The 26,866-nt window shown below is 55.3% G+C and carries 21 protein-coding genes; 3 read left to right on the top strand and 18 right to left on the bottom strand.

Going from position 1 to position 26,866, the window contains the following annotated elements:
* The first annotated feature begins 72 nt into the window (after nucleotides 1–72).
* The 3 genes from ACZCED_RS01325 (at nucleotide 73) to ACZCED_RS01315 (ending at nucleotide 3,598) form a co-directional block, all read left to right on the top strand.
* On the top strand, nucleotides 73–915 hold the full coding sequence (locus ACZCED_RS01325) for a polysaccharide deacetylase family protein (protein ID WP_462968901.1): 843 nt from the start codon (nucleotides 73–75) through the stop codon (nucleotides 913–915).
* 7 nt (nucleotides 916–922) lie between these two features.
* On the top strand, nucleotides 923–2,545 hold the full coding sequence (locus ACZCED_RS01320) for a tetratricopeptide repeat protein (protein WP_462968902.1): 1,623 nt from the start codon (nucleotides 923–925) through the stop codon (nucleotides 2,543–2,545).
* 120 nt (nucleotides 2,546–2,665) lie between these two features.
* On the top strand, nucleotides 2,666–3,598 hold the full coding sequence (locus ACZCED_RS01315; RefSeq protein ID WP_462968903.1) for an FHA domain-containing protein: 933 nt from the start codon (nucleotides 2,666–2,668) through the stop codon (nucleotides 3,596–3,598).
* 205 nt (nucleotides 3,599–3,803) lie between these two features.
* Here ACZCED_RS01315 and ACZCED_RS01310 read toward each other — a convergent pair whose 3' ends face one another.
* The 18 genes from ACZCED_RS01310 to ACZCED_RS01225 form a co-directional block, all read right to left on the bottom strand.
* On the bottom strand, nucleotides 3,804–5,303 hold the full coding sequence (locus tag ACZCED_RS01310) for an FHA domain-containing protein (RefSeq protein WP_464860047.1): 1,500 nt from the start codon (nucleotides 5,301–5,303) through the stop codon (nucleotides 3,804–3,806).
* A gap of 371 nt (nucleotides 5,304–5,674) precedes the next feature.
* Nucleotides 5,675–7,267 carry a methyltransferase regulatory domain-containing protein gene (locus ACZCED_RS01305; protein ID WP_464860046.1) on the bottom strand — a complete coding sequence of 531 codons (1,593 nt, stop codon included), beginning with the start codon at nucleotides 7,265–7,267 and terminating at the stop codon, nucleotides 5,675–5,677.
* Between the two features lie 44 nt (nucleotides 7,268–7,311).
* Complete coding sequence (locus ACZCED_RS01300) at nucleotides 7,312–8,232, bottom strand: O-linked N-acetylglucosamine transferase, SPINDLY family protein (RefSeq protein ID WP_462968906.1); 921 nt, start codon at nucleotides 8,230–8,232, stop codon at nucleotides 7,312–7,314.
* 43 nt (nucleotides 8,233–8,275) lie between these two features.
* A complete protein-coding gene (locus ACZCED_RS01295) occupies nucleotides 8,276–8,926 on the bottom strand; it encodes a tetratricopeptide repeat protein (RefSeq protein WP_464860045.1) in 651 nt (216 codons plus the stop codon).
* A 44-nt stretch (nucleotides 8,927–8,970) separates the two neighbouring features.
* Nucleotides 8,971–9,387, bottom strand: a complete 417-nt coding sequence (locus ACZCED_RS01290; protein ID WP_462968908.1) for a DUF4150 domain-containing protein — start codon at nucleotides 9,385–9,387, stop codon at nucleotides 8,971–8,973.
* Between the two features lie 16 nt (nucleotides 9,388–9,403).
* The gene (locus ACZCED_RS01285) at nucleotides 9,404–10,294 is read right to left on the bottom strand and encodes a DUF3540 domain-containing protein (RefSeq protein ID WP_462968909.1); all 891 of its coding nucleotides are present in this window, start codon (nucleotides 10,292–10,294) and stop codon (nucleotides 9,404–9,406) included.
* A gap of 62 nt (nucleotides 10,295–10,356) precedes the next feature.
* Nucleotides 10,357–12,174, bottom strand: a complete 1,818-nt coding sequence (locus ACZCED_RS01280; RefSeq protein ID WP_464860044.1) for a pentapeptide repeat-containing protein — start codon at nucleotides 12,172–12,174, stop codon at nucleotides 10,357–10,359.
* A gap of 11 nt (nucleotides 12,175–12,185) precedes the next feature.
* Nucleotides 12,186–14,381, bottom strand: coding sequence for a DUF2169 family type VI secretion system accessory protein (locus ACZCED_RS01275; protein ID WP_464860043.1), 2,196 nt, complete (start codon nucleotides 14,379–14,381; stop codon nucleotides 12,186–12,188).
* A gap of 17 nt (nucleotides 14,382–14,398) precedes the next feature.
* Nucleotides 14,399–15,187 (bottom strand): hypothetical protein, encoded by a 789-nt coding sequence (locus ACZCED_RS01270; protein WP_462968912.1) that lies wholly within the window; start codon nucleotides 15,185–15,187, stop codon nucleotides 14,399–14,401.
* Between the two features lie 4 nt (nucleotides 15,188–15,191).
* On the bottom strand, nucleotides 15,192–17,462 hold the full coding sequence (locus tag ACZCED_RS01265; protein WP_464860042.1) for a type VI secretion system Vgr family protein: 2,271 nt from the start codon (nucleotides 17,460–17,462) through the stop codon (nucleotides 15,192–15,194).
* A gap of 206 nt (nucleotides 17,463–17,668) precedes the next feature.
* On the bottom strand, nucleotides 17,669–18,274 hold the full coding sequence (locus ACZCED_RS01260; protein ID WP_464860041.1) for an Hcp family type VI secretion system effector: 606 nt from the start codon (nucleotides 18,272–18,274) through the stop codon (nucleotides 17,669–17,671).
* 710 nt (nucleotides 18,275–18,984) lie between these two features.
* A complete protein-coding gene (locus tag ACZCED_RS01255; RefSeq protein WP_464860040.1) occupies nucleotides 18,985–19,143 on the bottom strand; it encodes a contractile injection system protein, VgrG/Pvc8 family in 159 nt (52 codons plus the stop codon).
* A gap of 91 nt (nucleotides 19,144–19,234) precedes the next feature.
* Nucleotides 19,235–19,717, bottom strand: a complete 483-nt coding sequence (locus ACZCED_RS01250) for an Hcp family type VI secretion system effector (protein ID WP_462968916.1) — start codon at nucleotides 19,715–19,717, stop codon at nucleotides 19,235–19,237.
* A gap of 102 nt (nucleotides 19,718–19,819) precedes the next feature.
* Nucleotides 19,820–22,585 (bottom strand): type VI secretion system ATPase TssH, encoded by a 2,766-nt coding sequence (gene tssH, locus ACZCED_RS01245; RefSeq protein ID WP_464860039.1) that lies wholly within the window; start codon nucleotides 22,583–22,585, stop codon nucleotides 19,820–19,822.
* Nucleotides 22,586–22,685: 100 nt separating this feature from the next.
* Nucleotides 22,686–23,705: a type VI secretion system baseplate subunit TssG gene (tssG, locus tag ACZCED_RS01240; RefSeq protein WP_464860038.1), complete on the bottom strand. Its 1,020-nt coding sequence runs from the start codon at nucleotides 23,703–23,705 to the stop codon at nucleotides 22,686–22,688.
* Nucleotides 23,669–25,543 carry a type VI secretion system baseplate subunit TssF gene (tssF, locus tag ACZCED_RS01235; protein ID WP_464860109.1) on the bottom strand — a complete coding sequence of 625 codons (1,875 nt, stop codon included), beginning with the start codon at nucleotides 25,541–25,543 and terminating at the stop codon, nucleotides 23,669–23,671. Before tssF ends, tssG begins: the two co-directional genes overlap by 37 nt.
* A gap of 4 nt (nucleotides 25,544–25,547) precedes the next feature.
* Nucleotides 25,548–26,042 carry a type VI secretion system baseplate subunit TssE gene (gene tssE, locus ACZCED_RS01230; protein ID WP_462968920.1) on the bottom strand — a complete coding sequence of 165 codons (495 nt, stop codon included), beginning with the start codon at nucleotides 26,040–26,042 and terminating at the stop codon, nucleotides 25,548–25,550.
* Nucleotides 26,035–26,859, bottom strand: coding sequence for a type VI secretion system accessory protein TagJ (locus ACZCED_RS01225; RefSeq protein ID WP_462968921.1), 825 nt, complete (start codon nucleotides 26,857–26,859; stop codon nucleotides 26,035–26,037). Before ACZCED_RS01225 ends, tssE begins: the two co-directional genes overlap by 8 nt.
* Between the last annotated feature and the right edge of the window lie 7 nt (nucleotides 26,860–26,866).

The raw sequence follows: 26,866 nt of genomic DNA, 5'->3' as shown, positions 1-26,866 counted from the left end.
CTTTCACGGCCGGAAGCATACCGTTCGGATGAACGGATTCTGCATCGTCTCAAACCCGGTGAAACTCCGGAAATGCTGGCAAAAACATATCTGGGAGATCCAAGATTGGCCTGGATGGTGGAAGATGCCAATCCAAAAGAAAGCTTTCTGGCAGACCGGTTGGTAGTGATTCCTCTGGTCATTCAAAACCGTGCCGGCATCACCGAAAAAGGATACCAGACCGTTCCGATCTTGTGTTATCACCGGTTTGCACCATCCTGTGATTCGCCCCTGTGCATGCCTGTGGAAATATTTGAACAGCAGGTTCGGTATCTAAAGGAAAACGGTTACCGGGTGATCGGCCCGGAAGCCTTGGTTGAATTTCTGAACTACCGCAAACCGATACCCAAAAATGCGGTTATGATTTCTGTGGACGATGGGTATCGCTCCATCTATGAACTGGCTTACCCGATACTGAAAAAATACGGCTTTACGGCCACGCTTTTCATATACATCGACTACGTGGGGGTTTCCAGCCAGGCCATCACCTGGGACCAGTTAAGGGAATTGAAGCGCGAGGGTTTTACCATCGGCTCCCATTCGGTTAGTCACAGCGATCTCTCCAAACCCAAAAAAGACGAGGATGGCAAGGCCTACATGGCCCGGCTGAAAGATGAAATATTCCGCTCCAAGCAAATCCTTGATGAAAAGCTCGGCCAGGAGACTTTCATTTTTTCCTACCCATTTGGCAGACAAAACCAGAAAGTCGCATCGTTGGCCCGGCAGGCCGGGTATACCATCGCCGTTACCGTAGACCGGGGCAGCAACCCTTTTTTTGCCGACCCCTATATGATCAAACGCGACCAGATTTTGAAGCGGGACATGGATCGGTTTACCTCCCGCTTGAAAACCTTTAATTATTTTCCGTTAAAGTGAGTATGCCATGAAACGCAAATGCATGTTTATCGTATTGGGGTTATTCCTAGTGATCGTGTGGGGATGTCAGGGATCCAAGACGCCCCGGGAAATGGACAAACAGGCCAACGCATATATTCAACAGGCCCAGGCTTATGAAGGTCAGGGGAATCTGGTAGAGGCATTGGAGCAGTATAAACTGGCTCAGACCATTGACCCTGGGCAGCCGGTCATCGCCGACGGCATCAACCGCCTCGAAAACGAGTTGAACAACCTGGCCGAGGCCCACTACCAGGCCGGCATACGCTTCAGGGATAAAGGCAAATGGGATCTGGCAAAAAAAGAGTTCCTCAAAGCGCTAAGATACCGGCCGAATCATGAAAAAGCCGCCGCCATGCTTCAGCAGCGCCAGCCCGAGGGAGAAAGAGCGTTCATCACCCATGAAGTCGCACCGGGTGAGAGCATTTCAAAACTGGCAATCAAATACTATGGCGACTACAAAAAATATCATCATATCGCCAATTTCAACAACCTGTCCAACGCCACCCAGGTCAGGGTCGGTCAGCGGGTGATGGTGCCGGTCATCGACGGCGTATCGATCGAAGACCTTCTTCGTGTCAGTTCCGGTTTGCCCGCACAACCGTCAGCAGTAAAAGAGGAATACACCGTTCATCAAATCCAGCCGGGAGAAAGCCTGGCCAAGCTTGCCCAGATGTATTACGGCGATCACCAATTGTTCCACGTCATCGCCACATTCAACGGCATCTCGGACCCCGCCAGCATTAGAGCGGGGCAGAAAGTCAAAATCCCTCGACTGGATAAAACCCTTGAACCGGCAGCCGCAAGCCCATACCGACCGGAAGCACCTGCAGTGCAACCCGTTGCCGAAACACCTGAAGCCCCCCAGCCGGAAGCATCGGAACCGGTTGATCAGGTGGCGGAATACCGCGAGACAGGCATTGCCCTGTTCAATGAAAAAAAGTACGACGAGGCAATCGTTGAATTGCAAAAGGTGCTCAGCGCCGCCCCGGAGGACAGCAACGCCATCGGCTATATCTCACGGGCATACGTCGAAACGGGTAAAACGCATCTATCTCAGGGTCGTCTCAATGAAGCCAAGACCGCATTTATCACGGCCCTTGATTACGATGACAACTGCAGGGACTGCCGGGATCTGCTGGACCGGTGCCGCACGATCGAAGCCGAAACCCTGACACGAGAAGGTGACATCCTCTTTCAAAATAATCAATTCGACAAAGCCATCTCGACCCTCGAGCGTGCTGTGGCACTGAACCCGGCGGATGCAACAGCGACTGGCCTGCTGTTTCAGACGCTTTTTCAAAAAGCCCTGATGCTTTACAATAAACAGGATTATCTGGCCGCGGTAAACGGTTTTGAAAAAGCAGCTGCGATTCAGCCGGACTGCAGTGAATGCAAGCGATATATTGACAGCAGCCTGGTCGAGTACAAGGAATTCCACTACAACGAAGGTATTGTGTTTTTCGGCCAGGAGGCGCTGAAAAAAGCCATTGTTTCGTGGGAGAAGGTAACGGCAGTGGATCCCGACTACAAGGATGTTCAGCAGAATCTCAAGAAGGCAATCCTGCTGAACGACCGACTGGAACGGATTAAGAAAAGCACTTCTCAATAAGGGCCAATGAAAACCCCTTGACATCAGCCATACGTTATCGGCTATAGTCGACTCGATTTCATTGCCACCGCGTCACTGCGACACCATAAACCGAGAACTGATACATCCAGGTGGGACAATATGCCCCAGGTGCCGAACATCACCGTCCAACTGGTTCACATCCAGGGTCCCTTGAAAGGGCAGATCCAGGATTTTTCGCAATTTCCGGTTTATATCGGCCGACACTCGACATGCCAGGTTCGTTTTGACAAAGACCTGACAACCATTTCCAGACGACATGCCCGTATCGATAGACAGGGAAACCGGTTTCGTATCATCGACGCCAGTACCAACGGCACTTTCGTCAACGGAAAACGAATCGCCGACGTCTACCTGAGGGATGGCGATGTGATCACCTTTGCCGAAAATGGTCCGAAAACCAGTTTTCTGACCAAAATTGAAGCCGGCGAGGCTCCGGTCCCTCATCCCCGCTCGGCTCAACCGACTCGACCGATGCCCCCCTTGTCACCGGCTTCAGTGGCGCAGGAGCAGATGCCGGCACCCGCTCCTGCGGGCCCTGCGACGCCCCCCCCCCATCGTCCTGAACCAGACTTAACCGTCGGTCCCGACCTGGAAATCCCCGTCATCAGCACCAATGCTCCGCTGGTCATCCAGTTCGGCCCGACGCTTCAGAGTTACAACCTGCTGCCCGTGACCATCGGCACGGACCCGGCTTGCGACTTCGTGATCGCCAACCATGCCCTGGCCGGACAACACATCCAGATATTCTTCAACGAAAACGAGTACTATGTAAAAGATCTGACGGGAAGAAGCATGGTTTCAATCAATGGCCGGCCGGTTGGAACGCAATCGGTGATCGCCCAGGGTGCAGAACTGTCACTGACCGAAAAGGGGCCCAAGTTCAGGTTTTTAGGTGGCGGCCGGTTGGCGGAAATACAGGATGTGGTAGTGGAACCCATGGAAAAGACCGATGCCGAATCCGAGCACATGGGATCAGACAGCCAGCCCCCAGTACCGAAAAAGAAATCGCTGTTTAAGAATTTCTTCAGCTAAGCAAACCCACCAGATTAATCGTTGCCGCCGCCCGTTCACCGGATATTTCGTCCTTCACCACGCCTTCAACGCGCTTACCGAACCCACTAAACCATACTACATATGGTGACATATACTATATCAACATACCATATGGGGTATGTTCCGATTGCCCTGACCGGATTGTCAACAGATAGCCCGGGCAATGAATCGCAGGCAAGTCATCTCAGCTGTTTGCAGATGCATCAGTCATCATCAACGGGTTGTCGAAATCGAAACCGAACAAGCGGGGATTTTGGCCGATCACGGCGGCGGTGAAAATGGAGAATACGTAATCGTAGGTTTCATCGGGCACTTTATCCCGGTAGGCGGAAATCAACTGCCAAAAATTGCGTTCCCGGGGATTTTCCGGCATGGTCTGGATCAGTTTGACCACCCGCCGCTCTCCCCAATTGTATGAGGCCATCACCAGCAAACCGGATGCCTGGGCGTCGGTGGTATAGATGTCCCGCAGGTAGGTGGCGGCCGCCCGGGTCGATTTGTCAAAGTTATGCCGCTCGTCCAAAAGGTCCACTACCTCTTCATCTTTGAGGGGGCCGATGCGAAGTCCGTATCGTTCAGCGGTTGAGGGGATGAACTGCCACATACCCTTGGCGATGCCAAAACGGGTGGGCGGCCCGACGGCGTGGTGGTCGAGGTTGCTTTCCTGGACGGCCAGGTAAAAAAACTCCGCCGGCAGTTCCGCTTCGTTCAATGCCTCGAGGATCTTGGGGATATAGCCCTGCCGCTTGGCTCGATGAATGACCCGTGCAAGCCGTTTGCTGGACTGCCAGTTCTCGATAAAACCATACACCTCTTCCACAAATCCATCGGGCATGTTGATCTCGCACTCGCCGAATCGACGCGCCATAAGCATGATAATCTTTTCCTTCTCACTCAACCCCTTGCTGTAGATGTCCAGACTGTCCACATAGCGGTCGTAACTCTGTTCGAGCTTTTTTTTCTGGTCGTTGACCGCGTCGATCTGCGCTTTGGCCTCCATGGATTTTCGCTGCTCGGCTTCCACCCGCAGTTTGATCAGGTCGATCTCAAGCGCCCGCATGGTATAGAAAACCTCTGCGGCCAGCTTGCGCTGCTCGACAACCTGGCTGTGCTTGTACCAGGCCACGCTGCCGGTGGCGACCAGCAACAGCACCACCAGGCCGATGATGGCGCCATAGGTCATGCGCTGCTTTTTTTGCACCTCGGCGAAGGCCCGGCGAACCATGATGGTATGCTCGCCGGCCCCCTGGTCCAGTGTCTTGCCGAAATAGTGGTCCCTGTAGTGGTCGAGGCTGGGCGGATCGCCAGAGGATATGGATGTCGCAGTGGTTTCTGCTTGCGGTGGAACAGCCGCTGGCTGTTCCACCGGTGACACCGGCGCAGGCCCTTCCAGGTTGTAAAAAAGGGTCGGGCCCCCTGCCCCCAATTGAATGCGTCCCGTTCCGAAAAGCGTGGCCCGATCAATGCGCTGCCCGTCTATAAAGACCCCATTGGCGCTGCCCAGGTCCTGGATCCACCATTGCCCATTATCCCAGAACATGTCGGCATGTCTTCGACTGACGACGCTGTCCTGAATACTGAGGGCACATTGCGAGTGGCGGCCCACGGTAAATCGTTGAGAGAAACTGAAGGTCGTTCCGTCGGCAAGGGTGATGTGCAACACGCTGGCAGGTTTATCGATCATGGCGACAATCGTTTCATTGAATGTGCTTCCAGGATGATCGGTCTTGGGAAAGCGACAATATCATACCACTTAGCCACCCACAGTGCCGAAAAGATACAGATATCGGTTGTACACCACAGGTAGCGATGCGGCATACACTGGACGCTTAATGTTGAACGGGTTGATAACGTTGTCAAGCAGACACCTGGCCCGGTGACTGAACCGCGATAGCGAGCGCATTCCCTGTCGCTTGAGGCGGGTTTAGCGAGTGATCGACCAAGCGATTTTATCCTTATGGTGCTGCGCAGCACTACCGTTGCAGGCAGAACATTCCCCGCGGTTTGCCGCAGTGAGGGTTTAATCAAACGGACGCTGGAATATCTGATCCCCGTTCAGCCGACCAGGAAGCCACATCGGGCAAAGTGCTGGAGAATGGAATCCAACTGGGCGCGTGGCCATTCCCGGGTCGATTCTTCATTTGCCGCCTCGTGATTGGGGAGATGGACGCGGCCGGTGCGAACACCCTCCAGCATCAGCTTTTCAAGCGCTTCCCGGTTGCGGGTGCCGTCGAGATGAACCAGGACGAAGCAGGCCATATCGTCATCCATCACGATCGTCCGATGGCACAGGTTGGTCACGCGGCGCGTGGGCGCAAGCAGGCGTGCGACGGGCGATGCGGTCGGGCAGTCACTGATTTCCAATACGCACCGACGCGGCGCAGCCAGCAGTTCCACGGCCCTGTTGAAGAACAGGGTGTAGACGGCATGGCCGATGGTATCGGCCTGGCTTTTCGAATCACCATCCAGTTCAGCCGGTGCCTCCTTCTTGACTGCCTGGATCAGGTAAGGAATGTCGATGGTGCTCGGTTTGATTTGGCTCAACGTCCGAAGGATGATCTGCGCCAGCAGATGCTGCGTGCTGAATTGTCGACCTCCCGGCATCCTGAAGGCGGTGGCTTCCTCGATCAGGCTATCCGGTGAGTCCAGAATCGGTACCACATCCGTGGCGGCAAAAAGCGGCGCGATCCGGTCCAAATGGTAATCCGAGCCGACGTCGATATCATCATGGCAAAGCAGAGAGCGCCGAAAGCGTGTGTTCAATAGAAAATCTAGATATTGCTCGACGTCGAGGGCATTTTCAGACACCTTCTCGAAGGCTGCCGCGGCCGCTTCGGGCAGATTGTCCAGCTCGAATTCCGTCTGCTTGGCATCGCAGATATATTGCATACCGTTATTTTTCAACGCACCGGCGAATTCGTGAAAGTAGAAGGGGTCATTGTCCGCTTCCATGTAATCATGAAGCAGGTAGCTGGAAACGTCTTTGAAACTTAGCAGGGTTTTGGCGAAAAACCGGAGCTGGACATCGTGGAAACGATTGCTGTCAGCCGTGGCGTCGAGCATGGTCTTGACCAGCTCGAGCGCAGCATCCGTGCGTTGTTTGGGGTCCTCGATATGACGGGTACGATAGAGCATCATGTCGCGCATGGATTTGTTGAACTGCCAGCCCGGTAGAACATTGTAGCTGATATACGCGATGCCCTGCTCCACGAGGTTGTTTTTGCAGACATCCAGGATCTTTCCTTTGACCGTATCAGGAACCCATGAGTAAACCCCGTGAGCAATGATGTAGTCGAACTTTCCGTCACTGGCGTCGATGTCCATGATGCTGCGCGTCTCTAAGCGGACATTTCCCAGTCCCAGTGAATCCATGCGCTTGCGTCCGATCCCGATCTGCACGGCAGACAGGTCGATGCCCATGAAGGTGCTCTCGGGGAACTCGTAAGCCATGGGTATGATGTTGCCGCCGTCCCCGCAACCCATTTCGAGTACGCGACAGTTATCGGGAGGTGGGGGTGAGAGGCCATACAGGCTGCCTAAGGCCGCCAGCAGGCTGGGATGGGTCAGGCAGTAGGGATCGCCGGCATAGGGCGTCATGTCATAGGCTTGCGCCAAAGCCCGTTCCGATTTTGCTTCGTCTATTTTCAATTAGTTAAATCCTTATTAATTATCACGGGACGCCCACAGCAAGCCTAACAACCAGCTTGCGTTTGCTGCCTGATTCGGCGTTGGGCGCGTCCCCACACTTGCGAGTAAAGCGGTTCCATGCCTCGCGCCAAGGCCGGGGTGTCGCAGGCCGATGAACCGGAGAGTTTACTTCGCATGTCACTTCGCAGACGAGCCAGCTCCTGGTGCGCCTTGGTCGAACGACCCCAATGCACACCCCGCTGGACCATGTCGGCAAGGTCGTTTCCGACGAACGCGCCCAGGTGGCACCGTCGCAAGAGGGATTGGCTTGTCCGCGAAATCCAGCGATCGCCGTCGAATGTCAATACGGGGACGCCTTGCCACATCGCTTCCATGGTGGTGGTTCCACCGTTGTAGGGAAAGGAATCCAAAGCGACATCGATACGATCGTAGTGGTGCAGGTATGTGGCGTGATCGGAAGGGCCGTGCAATTCGATCCGCTCGCTGTCAATGCCACGCCGTTCAAACTGACCCCGCACGTAGGCCCGGTTATTCGGTGACTTCCGCGTTTGATTTGCCAATACCAGGTGCGAATGTGGCACCCCTCGCACTATTTCACACCAGGCATCCATCACTTGCGGCGTGATTTTGTATGGGGTCACCAGGCTTCCAAACGTGAAGTAATCGTTACTCGCACAGGGAGGGGCGACAACGGGCGGCACGGGATAGTCCATGGTGAATGTCAGGTAGCTGACGGGCAACCGACGTATCGCCTCCGAGTAATGCTCCATCTCCTCCGGTCGAATCATCTCCTCGTCACCGATCAAGTACTCAATGCCGGGTAGGCCCGACGACGCATACATGGCCCACCAAGCAACATTGACGGGCGCCGGATATCGTAGAAAGAGGCCGAGACGCGCTTCGTAGCTGTATGCATTTAGATCGACGAGAATATCGATTTCTGCGGACCGAATCAACGTGGTCAACTATTGATTGTCCAGCTTCCGGACATCGTAAACCGTGTCTTTCTCATGGGGCACATCGCACGGAAAAACACCATCGGGCGGACTGTCGGAGAACAGTAAAATCTGGAATTTGGATCGGTCGTGATTGTTGATCAGCCCCCAAACCGGCTTCGTGTCGTTCGCGTTGTGAAAGAATGCGCAAACATAGCCAATTCGCAGCGGCCCTTTGTGCGACCGCGGCGGTGGCCGGTCCGATTCGGACCGCCAAATGGTTCCAGTGTATTCGGCAAGTTTTCTCGCGAATTGCCGCCGGTAACGGATAAGCTTGCCATGATCGGCCTCCGGCCAGCCGGGCAGCAACCTTGCCAGGCTTTGCCAGGTTGTGATGCGTTTCCGCGTTGGCTTCATCCAGTTCAAGGCTCTTCTCGTAAGCACCGATGGCCTGAGCGTACTCACCGCAGTCGGACAAGGCATTTCCCGTGGCCAGCCAAGTCGTTGCCGTGGCCGCATTCAACTCGATGATGTGGTCGTAGGTCTTGAGCGCCGGTATGTATTGGCCGTTTTCCCGATAGGCGACGGCCAGACGTTCAAGAATGCGGGGGCTATCGGGTGATTGCGCTAGCGCCGTTTCAAGACAATTAACCGCATCCGCGGCATTCCCGCGCTTGAGTGACGTCTCGTTCGGGTGGAGCAGGTTTTCTAATTTCTGATCCATGGTATATGTCAGGTACCGCCCGCCTTCCTACCCAAGGCAACGCATCACGGCGAGACAATCACTTTGTTCTGGCTGGGTGCCACTTGGGCACCTGCCGGCATGTTGGCATTCATTCCGTTGTGGCCGGACATGGATGTCAAATGAACACAGGGCTGACCCTCGATTTTAACCTTGGCGCTTCCCTTTTTGTAGGTCACTTTGCCCATGTTCATGCCGGACATGACGCCCTTGTTAAGACCGCCTTCATCGCCCATGGAACGGGAAATTTCCGATTTAGTGGTCACCACCGGCTTACCGGCGAATTTGACCTTGGTGGCCGTCTTTTTGGCCTGGTTGACCATGCCCGTGTTGGGATACGGAATGGGTACCGGAGGTGCCGGTGGTGCCGGAGTCAAACAGACGTCGGGCATGGCAAACGTGTTGCCAGCTTGGGTGGTCGATGCTGGGAATATGGCGGGCATGTTGGCTCTCCTTATTTTAACCCAGATGAATTTTTTCGGCTTTGACCTTGAAGTCGGTCTCCGATTTAAAGATGGTTTTCTGAGCCTTTGTGTGACTGGTTTTTTCGATGATCGTGCGCTGGCGGCCCGCCTTCAACTGGCTCAATTCGGAAATCGTGCGGTAGACGTTTTTGGCCCTGGCCAAAACCGTGTCGGCCACCGATTCGATTTTACGGGAGATCAATTGGACGTTGCCGATGCGTCCCAGGAGTTTTTTGCCGGCGATCCGGGTCTCCTGCAGAAAAAGCTGGGCCCGTTGCGCTGTCAGATCCAGTATCGGTGCGGTCAGGCGCATCTGTTGGGCTTGCATGGCGATGGCCGGTCCGGCACGCTCCGGGGAATCCTGAACCCCCAGGTGGAGATCGGTTCTGCCATTCACCGCTACATGATTGCCGTCAATATGAATATCCCCGGCGGAACGAAAGGCGATGCTCCCATGGGTTGCCGAGAATTCTAAGTTTCCCGACGCCGCGTTGACCCGCACGGTGCCGGTCTGGGACTGGTAGTCGATCAGCAGTTCATTTTTCGGCGAAAACAATTTCAGCGATTCGTTGTCTGAAGTGCGATCGATGCGGGCAACGGCCCCATCGCCTAACCGAATCGCCGCCGTGGTTTCCTGCCTTTCATTTGCACATGTCAGGATGCCCACGATATAGTCCCTTCCACTGCCGTCTGTCATGGTCAGCACCTCGTCGCCGGGTGCCAGCGTCGGCCGCGGGTATATGGCCAGGCGGGCATGACGGTCCGCTGACTCGCTCTGTCGGCATACCCGCAGGTAACCATCCGGATCCGCATGCCCCGTCACCGTGGCGGGCTGGATGGTTGGCGTTATGGGATTCAGGGGAACGATGGTGGCGGATTGTGGCATGCTGCTCCTCCTTTTCGCTTACAATCATGTTATATCGGCCGGTGCTTAAGCGGCTATCGACATCAGGCCTGCGGCACAGGCGGTGCCCACATTTCAGCTTCGGCCCGGTCTTTGTCTGTATTTTCTATTCGTTTTCGCTTGGCGCCCCGCCAACGGGCACCCTGATCGTTGATCATGTGCAGGGTTGCCTGAAGCAGATTGGCGTGGGACAAATCGGCGTCCTGTAAAAGGGCATATGAAAAATCGGCGTAGGGTGCGAATGCGCGCACGAAGCGGGCGCCCGTCAGATTCGTTCGGGTGAACTCCACCCGGTCCATTCGTGCCGCTTCAAAAACTGCGCCAGTGGCACTTGCATCGGTGAAACAGGCACATCTTAAATCGGCAGCCTGAAATGCGGTGCCGGCCAAAGCGGCGTTGGTGAAATTGGCCGTGTGGCATTTGGCCTGTCTCAAGCTCCCGCCGGACAGATCGGCCCTGGAAAAATTGACCTGCCTGCAGTTGGCATTGTCCAGGATGGCATTTTTCAGATTGCTGCCCTCGAGATCACAGTCGGTAAAATCACACCCAGCCAGATTCATGCCTTCGAAACGGCAATTTTTCATCTCACACAGATTCATGATGGTGGCCGACAGGGTCACCCGGGTGAAGTCCACGGCCTCGAAATCAACGCCTCGGATCTTGGCATCGGAAAGGTTCATCCCTTCCAAATCGCATTGGTCCATGTCACAGCCATCGAGGCTGGCGCCGCTGAAGTCGGCCGCCTTCAGGCACGCTTCGGAAAAAATCGCATCGGCGATAAACGCACGCGAAAAATCGGCACCGGTGAGGTCTGCGCCGGAAAAGTCGGCGTCATTTAGCTGGCAGCCGACGAATTTGGCCTGTTGGAGGTCCGCGCCGGAAAAGTCGGCATTGGACAAATTCATCCCCGAAAAGTCGATTCCGGTCAGCCGGCAATTGATGATCGAGATATTCTCGAGATTGGATCGAGAAAAAATGACATCGGACAAGTCCGAGCCGTCAAACACCGTATCGTTCAGATTCCGATAGGACAGGTCGACGCCGGTCAGGTTGGATTCGATGAATTGACATCGCTGCAGGCTGGCGGGCAGTTGTTTGATGGGCCGCAGATCGGTGTTCTCAAAAACCACCCCATCGAAGTTGGCGCTGCCGAAATCGCAGCCACTCAGATCGCAGGCGAGCATCCGGCTGTCCGTCATGAGTGCGGTCGCAAAGCCGGCGTTGGACAGATTGACCTGGTCAAACTCGGTCTGCTTGAGATGCGCCCGGCTAAAATCGGCAGCGGATAAATCACAATGAAAAAAGCGGCTTTTTTCTAAATTGGTTTCGACAAACCGGGCCCGGTTCAGTTCCGTATCTTCGAACTCGCAGCGCTCAGCCGAAGCAGACGAGAAATCCGCATGGCTGAAGCTGCTGGCGCCAACCGTAAAACCCAGAATGCCGAGGCCTTTAAGCTGGTCGATCATGAAATCAGGCAATTTCATCTGCTCGAAAGAGACCTTCACTTGAGAAGAATCCTTCACCGGGAGGTTGTCTGAATAAACTTTCACCCCGGTCAGTATGGCGCGGATAAACCTGGCATTGCCTGCGTTGGTGTTGATGACAATGGCATCGGAAAGATCGGCGCCGGACAGGTCGGCTTCACCGAGCACGCTTTTGCTGAACAGCACGTTCGGCATGCAGGCACCGGTAAGATCGATTGCCGACAGGTCGCAGGCATCGAATTTGGTATACAGCATCTGCGCCCCGGTCAGGTGCAACCCGGCCAGCGTCTTCTCTGAAAATAGCGCGCCATCAATTGCCTTTCCCGCTTTTAACTTCTCCAACAATGCTTCAAAATCAAGGATACCGTCCACTGTCATCCTGTCCACCACTATGCGAGTTTGGTCATCTTGAGGTTGGCGTCGTCAAACTGCGCACCGCCAACCATCGCGTTTAAGAATTCCGATCCATAAAGATTGGCCTGCCGACAATCGCAGCGGGTCAAGTCCGCATTCACAAAATTGTTTTCAAAGCCGTTGGCCAGGACCAGGTCCGCCTCCCTGAGGATCGCTTTGTCAAATCGGGCGAATTTCATGCTCGCCGCGCGCAGGCGCGCGCCGGTCAGGTTGGCTTTGGCAAAGCTGGCGCCTTCCATGGTTGAGTACGAAAAGTCGGCGCCCCTCAGATCAGCCGATTCCCAGATGGATTCTTTCGCCGACACCTGTTTGAAACTGCCGCCGGAAAATACGCATTTTTCAGACGCCCGCAATTCAGTCAAATCGGCGCCATTCATCACCACCCCGGGACCGTGAGCGCCCTCAAGGGTGGCTTCGGCTAAATTCGCCCCGGTCAAATCGGCCTTAACCAGTTTGCTGTCCGAAAAATCGGCACCGGTCAATCTCGAACGGGTCAGGTTGGCTCCAGTCAGGTCGGCCTCGATAAAACTGGCGCCGCCGGCATCCACGTCTTCCATCCTGGCTCCGGCCAAACGGGCATTGTCGAAAATGGCATCCTTCATTTTCGCCCGGCGCAGGTTGGTCTGTGAGCAATCCGCCGACGAGAAGTCAGCATTCTTCAATTCGGCGCTTTCGAAGCTGCACCCGGGCAGCTTGGCGTTGGCAAACACCGCCCCGGTCAGATCCGCGCCGTCAAATCGGGCACCGGAAAGGTCGGCGTTCGAGAAGACCGTCTCCTGCAGGCTGCCGCCGCTAAAATCCATGCCGGACAGGTCGAAGCCTTCCAGGAGGAGCCCGGATATATTCCGCGTTGCCTCGAACTGGGCCGCCACGGTCGCTCGGGTCATCTCCGGTGCCGGCGTATCCAATTGATCGATCCCCAGTTGTTCAAGGATTTGGGCTTCTTTGCGTTTGTCTTCCTGACTGGGTTCAGGCGGATGGTCCGGATCCATGCCTGCATCGACCATCGCTTTTCGGTATCGGTCCTCGGCTAAGGCCATTTGTTTGTCAAAATCGTCGTCGGCCTCAGCTTCGGGTTCCTCTACCGGCGGCGCCTCTTCCCACAATTCCTCTTCGTCCTTTATTCGTTGATGTAACCGATCTTTGTAATGATCGACGGATTCCGGTTTCTGAGTCAACGATTCCGAAGCAACCAGAATGTGTTGGATCTCCTCGAACTCCTCGGACAACACCTGCGTCCAGCCGCGCCACACCAGCACCACCTTGGCATCATCCATGTCCACCCACAAGGTGTCCAGGTTCATGGTCACTTCCGCGAACTGGGCGACATCTTTCTTTTCAGGTGTAATGCGGTTGACGAAGCAGCGGACCTGTCGACCGGGCAGTTTGGAACGATACGCCTGGTGTGTCGGGTGAAGATTTTCAAAATAGAGGTCTTCGTCGCCCCGCAAGTACGCCGTCTGAAGCCCATCGGGCGCCGCGTTAAAGTGTCGCCAATCCATGTCTTCGGCAAACCAGGGCCATCGGGACGTGAGATACTTCCCCGTGTAAGATCCCAGTTTGGCGCTGCGCGGTTCCCACTGCATGTGAATCGGCCCGAAGCCGGCCGGCTGCAGCCTGGAGATCGGCGTGAGCAGTTGCTCGCCTGGCCGCATGATATTGGGCAGATAGCGTTTGGCAGCACCGTTGGCATCCTTTTGCTTATCGTATCCCCGGCCCGACGGATTCTTGGAAAACTCCTTGCCGCCGTAACTGTATTCATAGCGCAGCGGCATTTTGGAAAAGGGTTCGGGATCGCTGGCCACCGGGCCGATCCAATGCCGGTCACCATAGACGGTCAGTGTGCTGCCGACATCTCCGACGGCAAAGCCGACCCGGCGCGCGGATGCCCGATGACCCTTGGGCGCATGGCAGTGGCCGACCAGCGTGAGGTCGGCCAGCGGTTTGAAATAGGCAAAATCGGAGGCATAGCGCAAGCTGCCCTGCATCTCCTCGTCGTCTTCATAGAAAGCGTCGCCGGTGGTCATCTGCTGCTCTTGGGAAGGGACCACCGCGCCATCCGGCACGAGGTCGAAGGTGGCCTTGACGATCAGCGTCAGCGAGTGGCCCGGAAAGGGAATCCGCCCGGCAATGTTGGCAAAACAAAATGGGGTGTCGTTGAATATATCCAAAGGGAGGCCCTATATTTTCAATCGTTGACGGGTGCGCCGGCTGAGCCGGCATCCGGTTGCGCCGGTGCAGGGTGATCTGTTGGTGGCAACAGTGCTTCAAATGATTGGGCGAAGCTGCACAGTTCCGGTAAAATCGATTCGAGTACAGTGGTAGGGATATAGGTTTGCCCACCATATTTGAAGCGACACGCAATCCCATTGCGCGAAATATCGAAGCGTTGAATGGGTCGCGCCCACTTTTTGACGAAAAGATGCACAAACTCAAGGGCGCTGGATTGTTCTCTTAACGCCGACGAAATGGCCGGATTGGCAAATCGCGTAAGAAAATACCGGTTAAACGCGGCATTGTCGCTATCGAAACGCACCATTCCGTGATAAGGATCCATATTTTCTGGATCGATCGATGACAGGAACAGATCCGGTGTGGCGTGAAAACGCACTTCGATGGCTGCATTTTCGTCTGGTTTGACTGCCACCTGGCAGCCATTGAACACGCCGCTGATCTCGCCGATATGATGATTGAGGGCGGCTTGCTTAAAGGCCAGATTCATTTTTTCAGCCAGTCGCGGGTAGTTGGTTTTCGCGGCTGTCCACCCACGCATTGTCAAATCGATGTAAAGAAACTTCCACAATCCAACGTACAAAGCTGAGCCGGCAACCAATAAACCGATAACCAATACTGCAATTCCCTTGACATCCATGCTGCATACCTTCTTCGATTGACCAGAAAGATCTGGAGGTTCGGCCGCCCCGGCAAATTCGCTGCTGAGCAGGGTTACGGTTTGAACGCATTGAAAGTTCTGCAACCATTCAAGAACTCTTAATACTCTTGGTACGAAATTCGCCTTTTTTTGAGTAAACCTTGCTGCCTTTAATATGGATTTCCTTGGACGTTTCGATAACAATATTGTTATTGCTGTAAAGCATCAGGTCCCCACTACCTTCCTTATGCCTGATTTTAAGATCTCCGTCCGGACGGATTTTTATTGAATTTGAGCCTGATTTCATGCGGGCCTTACGCTTATTTAAAACCACTTCAGACGTACCTTCACCACCGCTCAGTATCAATTCATCTATCGCTCTATAGGTTAAATCTCCTTTCCCTTCCCTAGTACGATTTAGAATATTATAGGTGTATTCCTTGGCAGCGTTCAAGCCGATCTTTGCCCCGAGCATCGTCTCGTGCTTGCCACCCGCGAATATTTCCGATTGCAGCCCTACCGTCTGTGATCCTTTTGCCCCAATAAAAACTTCATTCGTGGCACCCAAAACGGTGAATTTTGCATCCCCAGATATCAGGCTTTCGTTATTGCTGTCGGTTGAGAATACAATGCTTTTGCCGAGTTCGATAAATGAATTGTGGCTGGGTGAGGCCAGCCGCATAAAGCCGTCGGCGGCATTCAACACCACCTCGTTGCCGTATTTATCCCGGATCTGGATCCCCTCTTCTTCGCGCATGAGGATCTGGTTGCCGCACTCCTGGGTAATTTCGATGTCGGGCCCGGAGGCTTTCATGTGGATCTTGTTGCCGCACTCCTGCTTGATCTCGATGTCCGGCGTCTCTTCGTGCAGGTAGATCTCGTTGCCGTTGGCCTGTTTGATCTGGATGAACTTCTCGCCTTCCTTGTCTTCGATGACGATATCGTTGTCATTCCTGCTACGTACAACGCTCTTGGTCTTTTCATCCGGCAGGGCATCGGCCGGTTTGTTGTTGCCGTTGTAGACGCGGCCGGTAATGAGCGGCCGGTCCGGATCGCCCTCCTCGAAGTCGACGATTACCTCTTGGCCGATGTGCGGAATGAACATGGCCCCCCAACCGGCCCCGGCCCATTGCTGACTGACCCGGATCCAGCAGGAGCTGTTCTCATCGAAGTTGCCTTCCCGGTCCCAGTGGAACTGAACCTTGACCCGCCCGTGTTCGTCCGTGTGGATCGCTTCCCCGGAGGGACCGGTGACGACGGCGGTCTGGGTGCCGTGGATGGCCGGTTTGGGGGTCGTGCGCGCCGGCCGGAATTGGACGTTACCCGGGATGGCCGTAAAGGCGCAGGCACACGACTCCTCCTGCCCGCCGGATGTCTCATAGCCTTCGGCGGCGACCTGGTGGTGGGTGGAGAGAACCAGGTACTGCCGGTTCTGGTCCCCGCGTGTATGCTTGGCCAGGGAAAACAGATGGCCCGCACAAACGCCGCGTGCGTCCGTCTTTCCGCTGCAGACTTCGTGAGGTCGGGCCAGCGCTTCCATGCGCACCTTGGCATATTTATCGCCGTCGGCTTTTTCCGGATACCTGCCTGGGTACTCATAGATTTCGTAGTTGGCCCGGGCATGTCCTTTGGGGTTCTCTTCGGCACTCATCAGGGAGGTGCTTGGCTTGGTGAAGTTGTAGTCGGTGTGGGCGAATTTCCCCGACCGGACCTGTTTGTCCACTGTCCAGGCCGTGATCCGCTCCGGAATCGCCGAGCTGTTTGCGTCGGGCGCGAAATCGATCTGTTCGTAACCGCCATACGGGTCATGCTTGCTCAGGGAATCGCAAAGGACGAGGGTGCATTTGCCCCTTTTGTGCCTAAAATAATAGTAGATGCCTTCCTGCTCCATCAACCGGCTGACAAAGGCGAAATCCGTCTCCCGGTACTGCACGCAGTAGATCAATGTTGGATAGCTGCCGGAGAGCCGATCCTCGATATCGCTGAACCCCTGGTCGTTGAACATCTGCTTGACAATCTCCGGCACCGTTTTCTCCTGGAAAATGCGGCAATCGGACGTGCGGGTCAGAAACCAGAGCCAGGGCACCATCGTCGCCCGGTATTGGGCGAACTTGGTGCTGGTAGACACGCCCTGCACGAAACGGCTGATGAATCCGTTCCAATAGCGCTTGCCTCCCTCCTTCAGGACCATGCTGATGGTTACATTCTGACCGATGATGTCATCGAAGTCGATCTCATGGTTTTCGCTCAACAGGTCGAGATCGAATTCGAACAGGCCACTGATCGCTTCACGGCCGGAAAAACGCTGGAGCAGCAGCACATCTTCGCCCAAAGGACTCTCTATTGCGATATGTCGAGTGGCCTGAGTGGCTTGCGGCATGATACGACCCTCCTGAAACTAAGGTGATTGAATCAGACGATTTTTACTATGTAGAAAATGGAATCCGGCACGGGGGTACAAAGCAGCGGTGCGCTGCCTTAAAAAAACAGCCGCAGCAGTTATGCAACGAATGGTTGACGAATAGGGGCACTTAGTTGCGGGGCCTGGATCACAGCGCCCCGCCGTTTAATGCGTTCACCTATTGCTTAGGCCTCGCCTTTTTCCACTTTCCAACTGTACTCGACGTTGCCTTTTTTCTTGCCCGCACTGTCATTTTCGGTGTAGGTGACTTTGATCTCCTCGAAGTTCAACGCAAAATCCTCCACCGGCACCTCTTCCGCCTGGCCACTGCCGCCGACGTTGTAGCTTGTGACCATAACGTTTTTCAGTTCATATCGATAGTAAGTTGCTCGTCCGGCATCGGTGAAAGATGCCGTCACGTCGATTTCCACCTTGGGGAAGACCTTGCCTTTGCATACCGCCTCGGCAATTTTTGGGCTCGACTTGTCCAACCCTTTGGTTGCTTGAATGTCGTCAAAGACGACGCTGCCCCGGCGACGCGTCGCCCCGGTGGCGGCAGCACCCGGCTTATGCAGTCCCTGTCCGAAGGATAACAGATCGCTCCAGGCTTTATGATCTTTATCCTTTGCCTCACCGTCCACGCCATCAAATTTAATAAAAGCTGCCATGCTTTCCTCCTTCTCTGCGAACTGGTTAGATGCATGCGGCAAACAAAAAGGATTGCTATTGTTTGTCGTTTGTTGCGTGTTCGTCAATTGATGAGCTGGTTGCAGCGCATTGACTCGAAACATGCAATGCGCCACGAACACTAACGATATTAGGTGGTAGATCTGTGATTGGTTGCTTTTACTGTGTCCCTACTCAACAGCAGTAAACGAAAGATATATAGAACTGTGCCATCTGCAGTTTTTAGAACCGTCATGCCTGGCATTGGGACGTCCGATGCATTATGGCAGGCTGCAGATGATAAAGGCTAAGTTGAAACAAAAAATAAACACGTTTCATGGCGCATGCAAATGAATTGACAAATTTAACGTATTTTCCCCAACGTCAATCCAGGCCTGAGCCTTGTATTCCCTTTTGCGCAAACGCATTTCACGACTGACTGCCGGATTCCTTCCTAAACGGTTCACTGGGCAAAGCCCTAAAAACCGTTATCGTACCTTCACCGTTGTTTATTCAAGTAATCAATGTCGCCATCCGGTGGCAACCGACGTTACCCATGGCCGCGTCATCGGATGGTAGCAACGGTTCGCTAAAGTAATCATCAGGTGGAAAGTATCGCGGTGGGAGGCAAGGCCATCCAAGCAGATTGGTGCGTTTTCATTACATGGAATATCCGTGGTCACCCGCCCGGCAAGGTGACCGATATCACGCCCCCGTGACCACGGCGGTCTGGGCACCATGGATCAACGGTTTCGTGGCTGAGCGCGCCGGCCGGAATTGGACGGCAGAACAGATTTCAAATCGTGCATTTATCTTTTTCGTGCAGAAAGTAATCCTATATCCCTTCCTGCTCCATCAAGCGATTGCCGAAGTTGAAATCCGTCTCGCAGTAATGCACGCAGCAGGTCCACGTGCGGCAGCTGACAGAAAGCCGATCCTGAATGTCACTGAATCCACGATCGCTGAACACCTGCTTGACGATCTCCGGTACCATTTTTCCTAGTCGATGCGGCAATCGGACGTGCGGGTCAGAAACCACAGCCAGGTCACCATTGTCGCCCAGCGGAGCGAAAATCGCGATTTTCTTAGGCCTCGCCTTCCTCCACCTTCCAGGAATACTCCACGTTGCCTTTCGATTTGCCTGCTCTATCCGTCTCGGTGTAGGTGACTTTGATCTCCTCGAAGTTCAATGCAAATTGCTCCGTCGGAACCTCATCCGACTGGCCGCTGCCACTGACGTTGTAGCTGGTCACCAACGCGTTCTTCAGCTCATATTTATAGTAGGTCACCCGGCCGGCATCGGTGTAGGACGCTGTCTGGTGAATCTCCACCTTGGGGTAGACTTTGCCTTTGCACAATCCCTCGGCAATCTTGGGGCCGGATTTATCCAGCGCTTTGGTTAAAACAATGTCCTCGAGGATGACATCCCCCCGGCGTCGCGTCGGTCCAGCGGCGCCGCCCCCCGGCTGGTGCAGTCCCTGGCCGAAGGAGAGGAGATCACTCCAGCCCTTATGATCCTTGTCCATTGCCTCACCGTCCACGCCGTCGAATTTAATGTAAGCTGCCATCGTTACCTCCTTTGTGCGTGTTAAGGAATTTTCGCTGGGATCCGGCCGCCGGCTAAGCATTGAATCGCCTTGGCCATTGATCAACTAACCATGCCCTGCGGCTCAGGTAAATGAATAGGCAAAGCCGGCGTCTTCTACCCCGACGTGAATCCGGGTCAACGGATGGCCTTCCAGCATGCGCGCAAGAATTTCACTGCTGATTTCGGGCAACAGGGTATGGGATAAAATGGCATCCACCGTACGTGCGCCGCTCTCCACCTCCGTACAGCGGCTGTTGACCAGCTCGACAACCGCATCGTCATAGGTAAACGGTATGCCGTGGTTCTCCTGGATTCGTTTTTCAATGCGACCCAGTTGTAGCCTTACAATTTTACGCAGCACCTCGTCACCTAAAGGATAAAACGGCACCACGACCAGCCGGCCCAGAAATGCCGCGGGAAAAGCTTTCAGCAGGGGTTCGCGCAGCGCCTTGCCAATCCCCTCGGGGTTCGGCATGAGTTCAGGATCCTTGCACATGTTGATGATCAGATCGGAGCCCACATTGCTGGTGAGCAGGATAATCGTATTCTTGAAGTCGATCATCCGCCCCTCTCCGTCTTCCATGCGCCCCTTGTCAAAAACCTGAAAAAATATTTCGTGAACGTCCTTGTGGGCCTTTTCCACTTCGTCGAGCAGCACGATACTATACGGCCGCCTGCGCACCGCTTCGGTGAGCACGCCGCCCTCTCCGTATCCGACATAACCCGGCGGCGATCCTTTAAGGGTCGAGACGGTGTGGGCTTCTTGAAATTCACTCATGTTGATGGTGATCACGTTCTGCTCGCCCCCGTAAAGCGCCTCGGCCAAGGCAAGCGCGGATTCCGTCTTGCCGACCCCGCTGGGTCCCACCAACATAAAGACGCCGATCGGCCTTCCCGGGTTCTCCAATTTCGCCCGCGAGGTCCGCATGCGCAGGGCGATCGTGTCTAAAGCGTGTCGCTGTCCGATGACGCGCTGCTCAAGCGTGTCGGCCAGGTGCATAATGGCGTCGATCTCATTTTTCACCATCCGGCCAACGGGAACCCCGGTCCAATCGGCGACAACGGAGGCCACGGCCTGTTCATCAACGCTGGGCAGAATCAACGGCGATTCGCCCTGGAGTTCACTGAGCGTGGCCATCAGGCCCTTGAGTTCAGCCACCATGGCCTCGCGTTCGTCTGGGCTGAGCGTACCGTTTTTATTTTTCGTTTGCGCCGTCCCCTCCATTTCCGGTTCGACCTCGGTCCCCTCTTCCGCAGGATCGCCTTGGGCCAGCTTGCCGTCGATGGGCTGCCCGGTACCGGCACGAAGGCTGCCTCTCAACTCAAGAATTTGGTCGACGAGGTCCTTTTCCTTCTGCCATCCATCTTCAAGCTGTTTCAGCGCCTCGACCTCACAGGTCAACTGATCGTCAATCTCGCGTCGCCGTGCCTGGCGAACCATCCCCAGGGCCTCTTCGCGGGCCAGGATCTCATTTTCCATTTCCAGGGCGGAGATGCGCCGTCGGCATGCTTCCACCGCTGGTGGGGTGGCATGCAGGCTCACGGCAACCCGGGCACAAGCCGTGTCCAACAGGCTGACCGATTTATCGGGCAGCTGGCGTGCGGGGATATAGCGATGGGAAAGCTTGACCGAAGCCACCAGCGCTTCGTCGAGTATCTGCACCCGGTGATGTTTTTCACTGACGCCGGCCAGGCCCCGCATCATGATAATCGCCTTCTCTTCGGACGGTTCGTCGATTTTCACCACCTGGAATCGTCGGGTCAGGGCGGCGTCCTTTTCAAAATATTTTTTGTACTCGGCCCATGTGGTCGCCGCAATCGTTCTCAATGTCCCTCGTGCCAGGGCAGGCTTGAGCAGATTGGCCGCATCCCCTGAACCCGCGGCCCCGCCGGCCCCAATCAGGGTGTGGGCTTCATCGATGAAGAGAATGATCGGTTTGGGCGACCCCTGGACCTCTTCAATTACCTGGCGCAGCCGGTTCTCGAACTCTCCCTTCATGCTCGCACCGGCCTGGAGCAGTCCCAGGTCGAGGGTGCGCACGGAGACGTCCCGCAGCGGCGGTGGGATGTCCCCCGAAACGATACGCTGGGCAAAGCCCTCCACAACCGCTGTCTTGCCAACGCCGGCCTCGCCGGTGAGGATGGGGTTGTTCTGGCGGCGGCGCATGAGGATATCGATAATCTGCCGGATCTCATCATCCCGGCCCAGGATCGGGTCGAGCGACCCCTTGCGGGCGGTCTCCGTCAGGTCCACGGAGAACTGGGCCAGCGCCTCCTGTTTGCCCATGACAGCCGGCGCCACCGCACCGCTGGCCTCTCCGGGGGCAACACCGCCTCCCACCCGGGAACCGTCCTGGGCCGCCAGAGTATCCTCGGGTGAACCGTCAACGATGGAGGCAAACTTATCCGACAGGTCTTCGAGCTTGATCTTGCTGAATTCAGGAGAAATTCCGGGCAATACGGCCTTCAGGCCCGGCGCCTTCAACAGCGCGATCACCATGTGTCCGGTGCGAACCTGGGATTCGTTAAAGAGCAGCGTGCTGTAGACCCACGCCCTTTCGACCGCTTCCTCCAGGTGGGGTGAGAAATCGGAAATGGATGTGGCCCCCCGCGGCAGGCTGTCCAGGGACGCAGTCATGTCGGACGCCAGCCGCGACGGGTTGAGATCGTAGTGGTTGATAATATGATGCATGTCCGAATCCTGCAGCTGCAGGACCATGTGCAGCCAGTGCAGCAGCTCCACATAGGGGTTGCCCCGCATCTTGCAAAATACCGTAGCGCTCTCAATCGATTTGTAGGCGAGGCTGTTCAATTTACCAAACAGGGCTGTACGGCTTATCTCCGCCATAGTGGCTCCTTTGTTGTTTTGTTCAACCTATTGTAAGTTCATTCATTCCTTAACCGTGCGGGAAGGGTTGCCAGTGATTTGTTTTTCCAATGCCCTATTTTCAGGCCGCATCGGCTTCAACGATCAGGTCGTCGACGTCTTTTTCAAAAGGCAGGTTTTTGAGCCACGTGGTCCTCCCCAGGCTTCCCGATTCTCCGAGACGCACCGCCGGCACCTCGGCTGCCTTGAGGATCAGCTGCAATTCCCAGCTCAGTTCATCGCCCACATAATTTCTCACCCAGGCCTTTAATCTGGCAAAGCTCTCGCTCCCGGGCAACATCCGCTCGTAGTCATCCAGGTTCATGGGGCCCATCACGATCCTGAACTTTTGCTGGCAGCTCCAGACCTGCGAACCGACGACCGCGTTGACACCCACCGTGGCCGTGTCGGGCGATTGGCCCAATCGGCACCGGTATCGGTCAGGCACCCTGATCCAAAGGCCGATAAACTCTTCAATGGTTGTCTCGATGCCGAAATAGTTCTTCAGGATGGCGCGCAGTCCCTCGGCATGGCGTGTCTGGCAGGCAAGGTGCCCGGAAAAATGCAGTTTGGCCGCATCGGGGACCGCATCGCGATTATTGAGGGAGTCATGGCCGATGCCAATCAGGCTTCCGATGTAGGCAGCGAAGCGGTCTTCATCGGGCCGGTCGTGGCTCACCGCCTGACGATTGCAGGCCCACGCCCGGTAGAACAGGCTGATCATGCGGTGATTGAAGATATCGAAAAAACGGGCCAGCGTCGGGTCGTCATGATTCAGATTACGGTCATGAACGTAATCGGTAACATGCAACGGCATGGGACCCTGGGGCCCGAGCAAACCCAGGAAGGATACCAAGAGACGGGGCTTGCCGGTCTTCTGATGACGTTCAAAGCGCTGGAGCGTGGCGGGTGCAAAACTCAGGGAAGGCTCCTGACAAAATTGAATGGGATCGTCCGCCGCGCGGGTCGCGTAGCCCAGACGGGGTTTATCCGAGAACCCGCATTCCACCCGTCGGGCGACCTGATAAAAACTGAGTCCGGCAGGGTTCTCGAGGAACCGCAGATCTATAGGGTGTGCCTGGTTCCCAGGTTTGCTGGCCATCGCATGATTTCTCCGCGTTCGCGGGTTTTGATCACCGTTTCGGTGAACGAGTTGATGGAGACATATTTCGAAAAGAAGACGTTCATCACGGCCCCCAGTAGAAAAACCCCGGTTCCCTCGAAGGCCGCTTCGTCAAATTCCAGGACAATCTCCAGACCACGGATAAAAGCGATCTGCCCCCGGTCGCTGATCCGGCGGGTAATCGGCCGGCTGTTGATCGCCAACACCCCCTCAATCTGTTTTCTGGATTGATGGTCGCTGGGGTCACAATAGAGGCTGAAAAGGTTACGAATTGCCCCGGATCCTTTGCCATCAGGGCTGTCCACCAGGGAGAGATAATTAAGGCTCAGGTGATTGATCATTCGCCAGCTGACCTCGCCCTCGCTATTGGAAGGGCGCGGCGTGGTGGGTCCCGATACACAACGCACGGAATCCACCGGCGAACTGATGTCGAGGTTGAAATCCGTTTTTCCCCGGCCAATACTCATTTGGATGGGAAGATCACGGTTGGTGCAGAGGGTTTTTACAGAGAGTTGGCGCAAATCGGACCGGTAGGGTGCTGACGCAGCGTCGACGAGGGATAAAAATACTTCACTGCCCCCATAGCTGGAACGACGTCCTTGCTGCTTTTCCTTGCTCGACATCAAGCGGGGGATGCGGTTTACCGTGAAGTATGCGCCGCTGCCATTTGTCTCTTCAATATCGTTGAGCGCGTAAAAAGGAGTAAACTCCCGCTTCTCTTCGGCGCGCACGCCATAACCGGTGACCCGTTGCACCTGGTAGACCTCAAAATCCATTGGGCGTGTCCGACTGGGCACGACGTGAAACTCGGAGACTTTATCGGACAGGTGAATGGGATCGGCCCGTTTCGGAAACAGGTTGACCACCGGTGCGCAGTGCAACAAAAAATTGCCGGCATCAACCTGGTTTTCAAGTTCCAACGCTTCATCATCAAGTAGAATAACCAGATCGACAACGTTGCTTCCACAACGTTTGAACCCTTCACGCAGGCCTTTAATTTGGAAGAATAAAAACCGCTGGGGAAAAGCGAAATACTCTTGCAACAATCGATAGCCGATGAATGAACGGGGCCCGACGGGCAGGAGTGCTTCTTCATCGGTAAATCCAACTTGGCAGATATTGGCAGCCGGCAGAACCGTCCGCCAGGCAAAGGGTTTTTCTGTCGGCTGGACCAATACATTCATCCCGTGGGCAAAAATCTGTTCATAGACCTGCGTAGGAAAATCTTCCGCACCGCGAATGAAAAAGGTCAACGCGTCGATGTTGAAATTGGAAAAAGAAGAATCAGCCGGGGTCTCAAGACGAATTCGAATAGCTGCCTTGGGCGAGGCGATTGAGGAGGGAGGCGCCAGCGTGCCAAGGTCACGGGCGAGATACTCGGCGTCGATGACCTTGACCGGCCAAAGCATAACCGAATGTCCCGGACGGTACTCACACGAGGTGCTGTTATCATTGCCGATCACCGATCGAAGCACCGTACCACGCGGAATCTCGAACCCATTTTCCAGGTCACTCCGCGCCGGGTCAACCTTGAACGCCACAACGCCCATCGAAGGTGTCGGCGACAGGTAGTGGGGATAAACCGTCTCCAGCATGGATTGGGTAAACTGGGGAAACTCGGAATCCAATTTCAAGTGAACTCGCGCAGCAAGAAAAGCAAACCCTTCCAGCAACCGTTCCACGTAAGGGTCGCCGCAGGCGAATTCATCTAGCGAGAGACGACCGGCAACCTTGGGAAATTCCCGTGCAAATTCGCCGGCTGTACCCCGCAAGTGCTGAAGTTCACGGTTGTAATACCTTAATAGTCGTCTGTCCACAGTTTCACCGATTGAGTTTACACTTGCCCGTTTCGAGATCCAATTCGGTTTTGATAAAAAGCGATTCGGGGATGGGTTGACTCCAGAGGCTCCCACGGATCTCGAAGCGAATGGAGCGACTGTTCATCTCCTCCTTGTCAGCCGACATGACGATGGAGATGGTATTGGGAATGATGCGTGGCTCAAAGCGTCGAAGCGCTTCGGCCAATCGATAGCGCATTTCATCTACACTCAGGCTGGACGCTGTCAACCCCGCCGCATTCTGCACCCCAAAGTTCAAGACCGACGATGGGACTTCCTCGAACTCGTCCAAACCGTCTTGTTCCGCATTGGCGTATGTGTTCAGCAGCCATGCCAGATCGCGAAGCACCGCCTGGCGATATCGTTGCGTGCTCATCACGCGTTGATTCCTGCTCTCCTGCTGCTTGTGAGGCTCATCGTCAGTCAACCGGTCCAGCAGGCATGGCTGCAGTTTTTCCGACGGCGTCAATTCAGCCATGCGCTGGCTTCTCCTCAGATTGGCCGTCGGAAGGGTCGAGGAACAGCTCCCGAATCTCCAACAGCGGATACTCCCCCTGGTCGGTGGCCAGCATGCGCTGGCCGATTCCAAAAATGAGATTGTCTCCGGAATCCTGCCAGTCGGTTTTTCGACCCATCCGATAAGAACTGTCTTCCGCGGCTTCCGAACCGGGATAGCGACTGGGTATCAGGCCCACCGCCTGCCCCTGGTTGACCCAGGTGAACGTTGCCGTGGCCCAGATTACATCACGGAGGTTGACCGGCTTGTTGATCCGAATCTCTCGAATCCGCTCGAAAGGGATCCAATAATACTTTCCGTTGACGATGGCTTCAAGGGTCGGCCCGAGCCTTGTGTCGGCATCCGCAATCCAGGCGAATTGCTGACCGTCAATGCGGCCCGAGATGGCGGGGGCCGATTCAAAGGCGCGATCGCGCAGATCAGCTGCCGCTTCGTGTTTACCGGCAGCGATAAGGCCGGGCACCTGGGTCAGCCAAACCATCCATTCCAACGGCTCACCAAAAATCAAAGGGGTTCGTTGGCCTTGAAAGACAGCCGAACGTAACACCTCACAGTTCAGTGCAGGACGATAGACCTGGGCCATGAGCGAAGCGTCTGAATCCATCTCGGCGGCAACGTTCAGCTGCGTAATGGCCCTGTCCCATTGTCCAAGGACACTGAGCAGCTGGAATAAAAAGATACGCAGTTCCACTTTTGAGGGGTCACTGCGGATCGTCTCCGTGAGGGCAGCCAGCGCCTTTTCAAGGTCGCCGGTTTGAAGATAGTGTTCAGCTTGCATAGCCCCC

It is taken from the genome of Desulfosarcina sp., from assembly GCF_055467485.1.
This window is presented reverse-complemented; position numbering and strand designations above follow the sequence as displayed.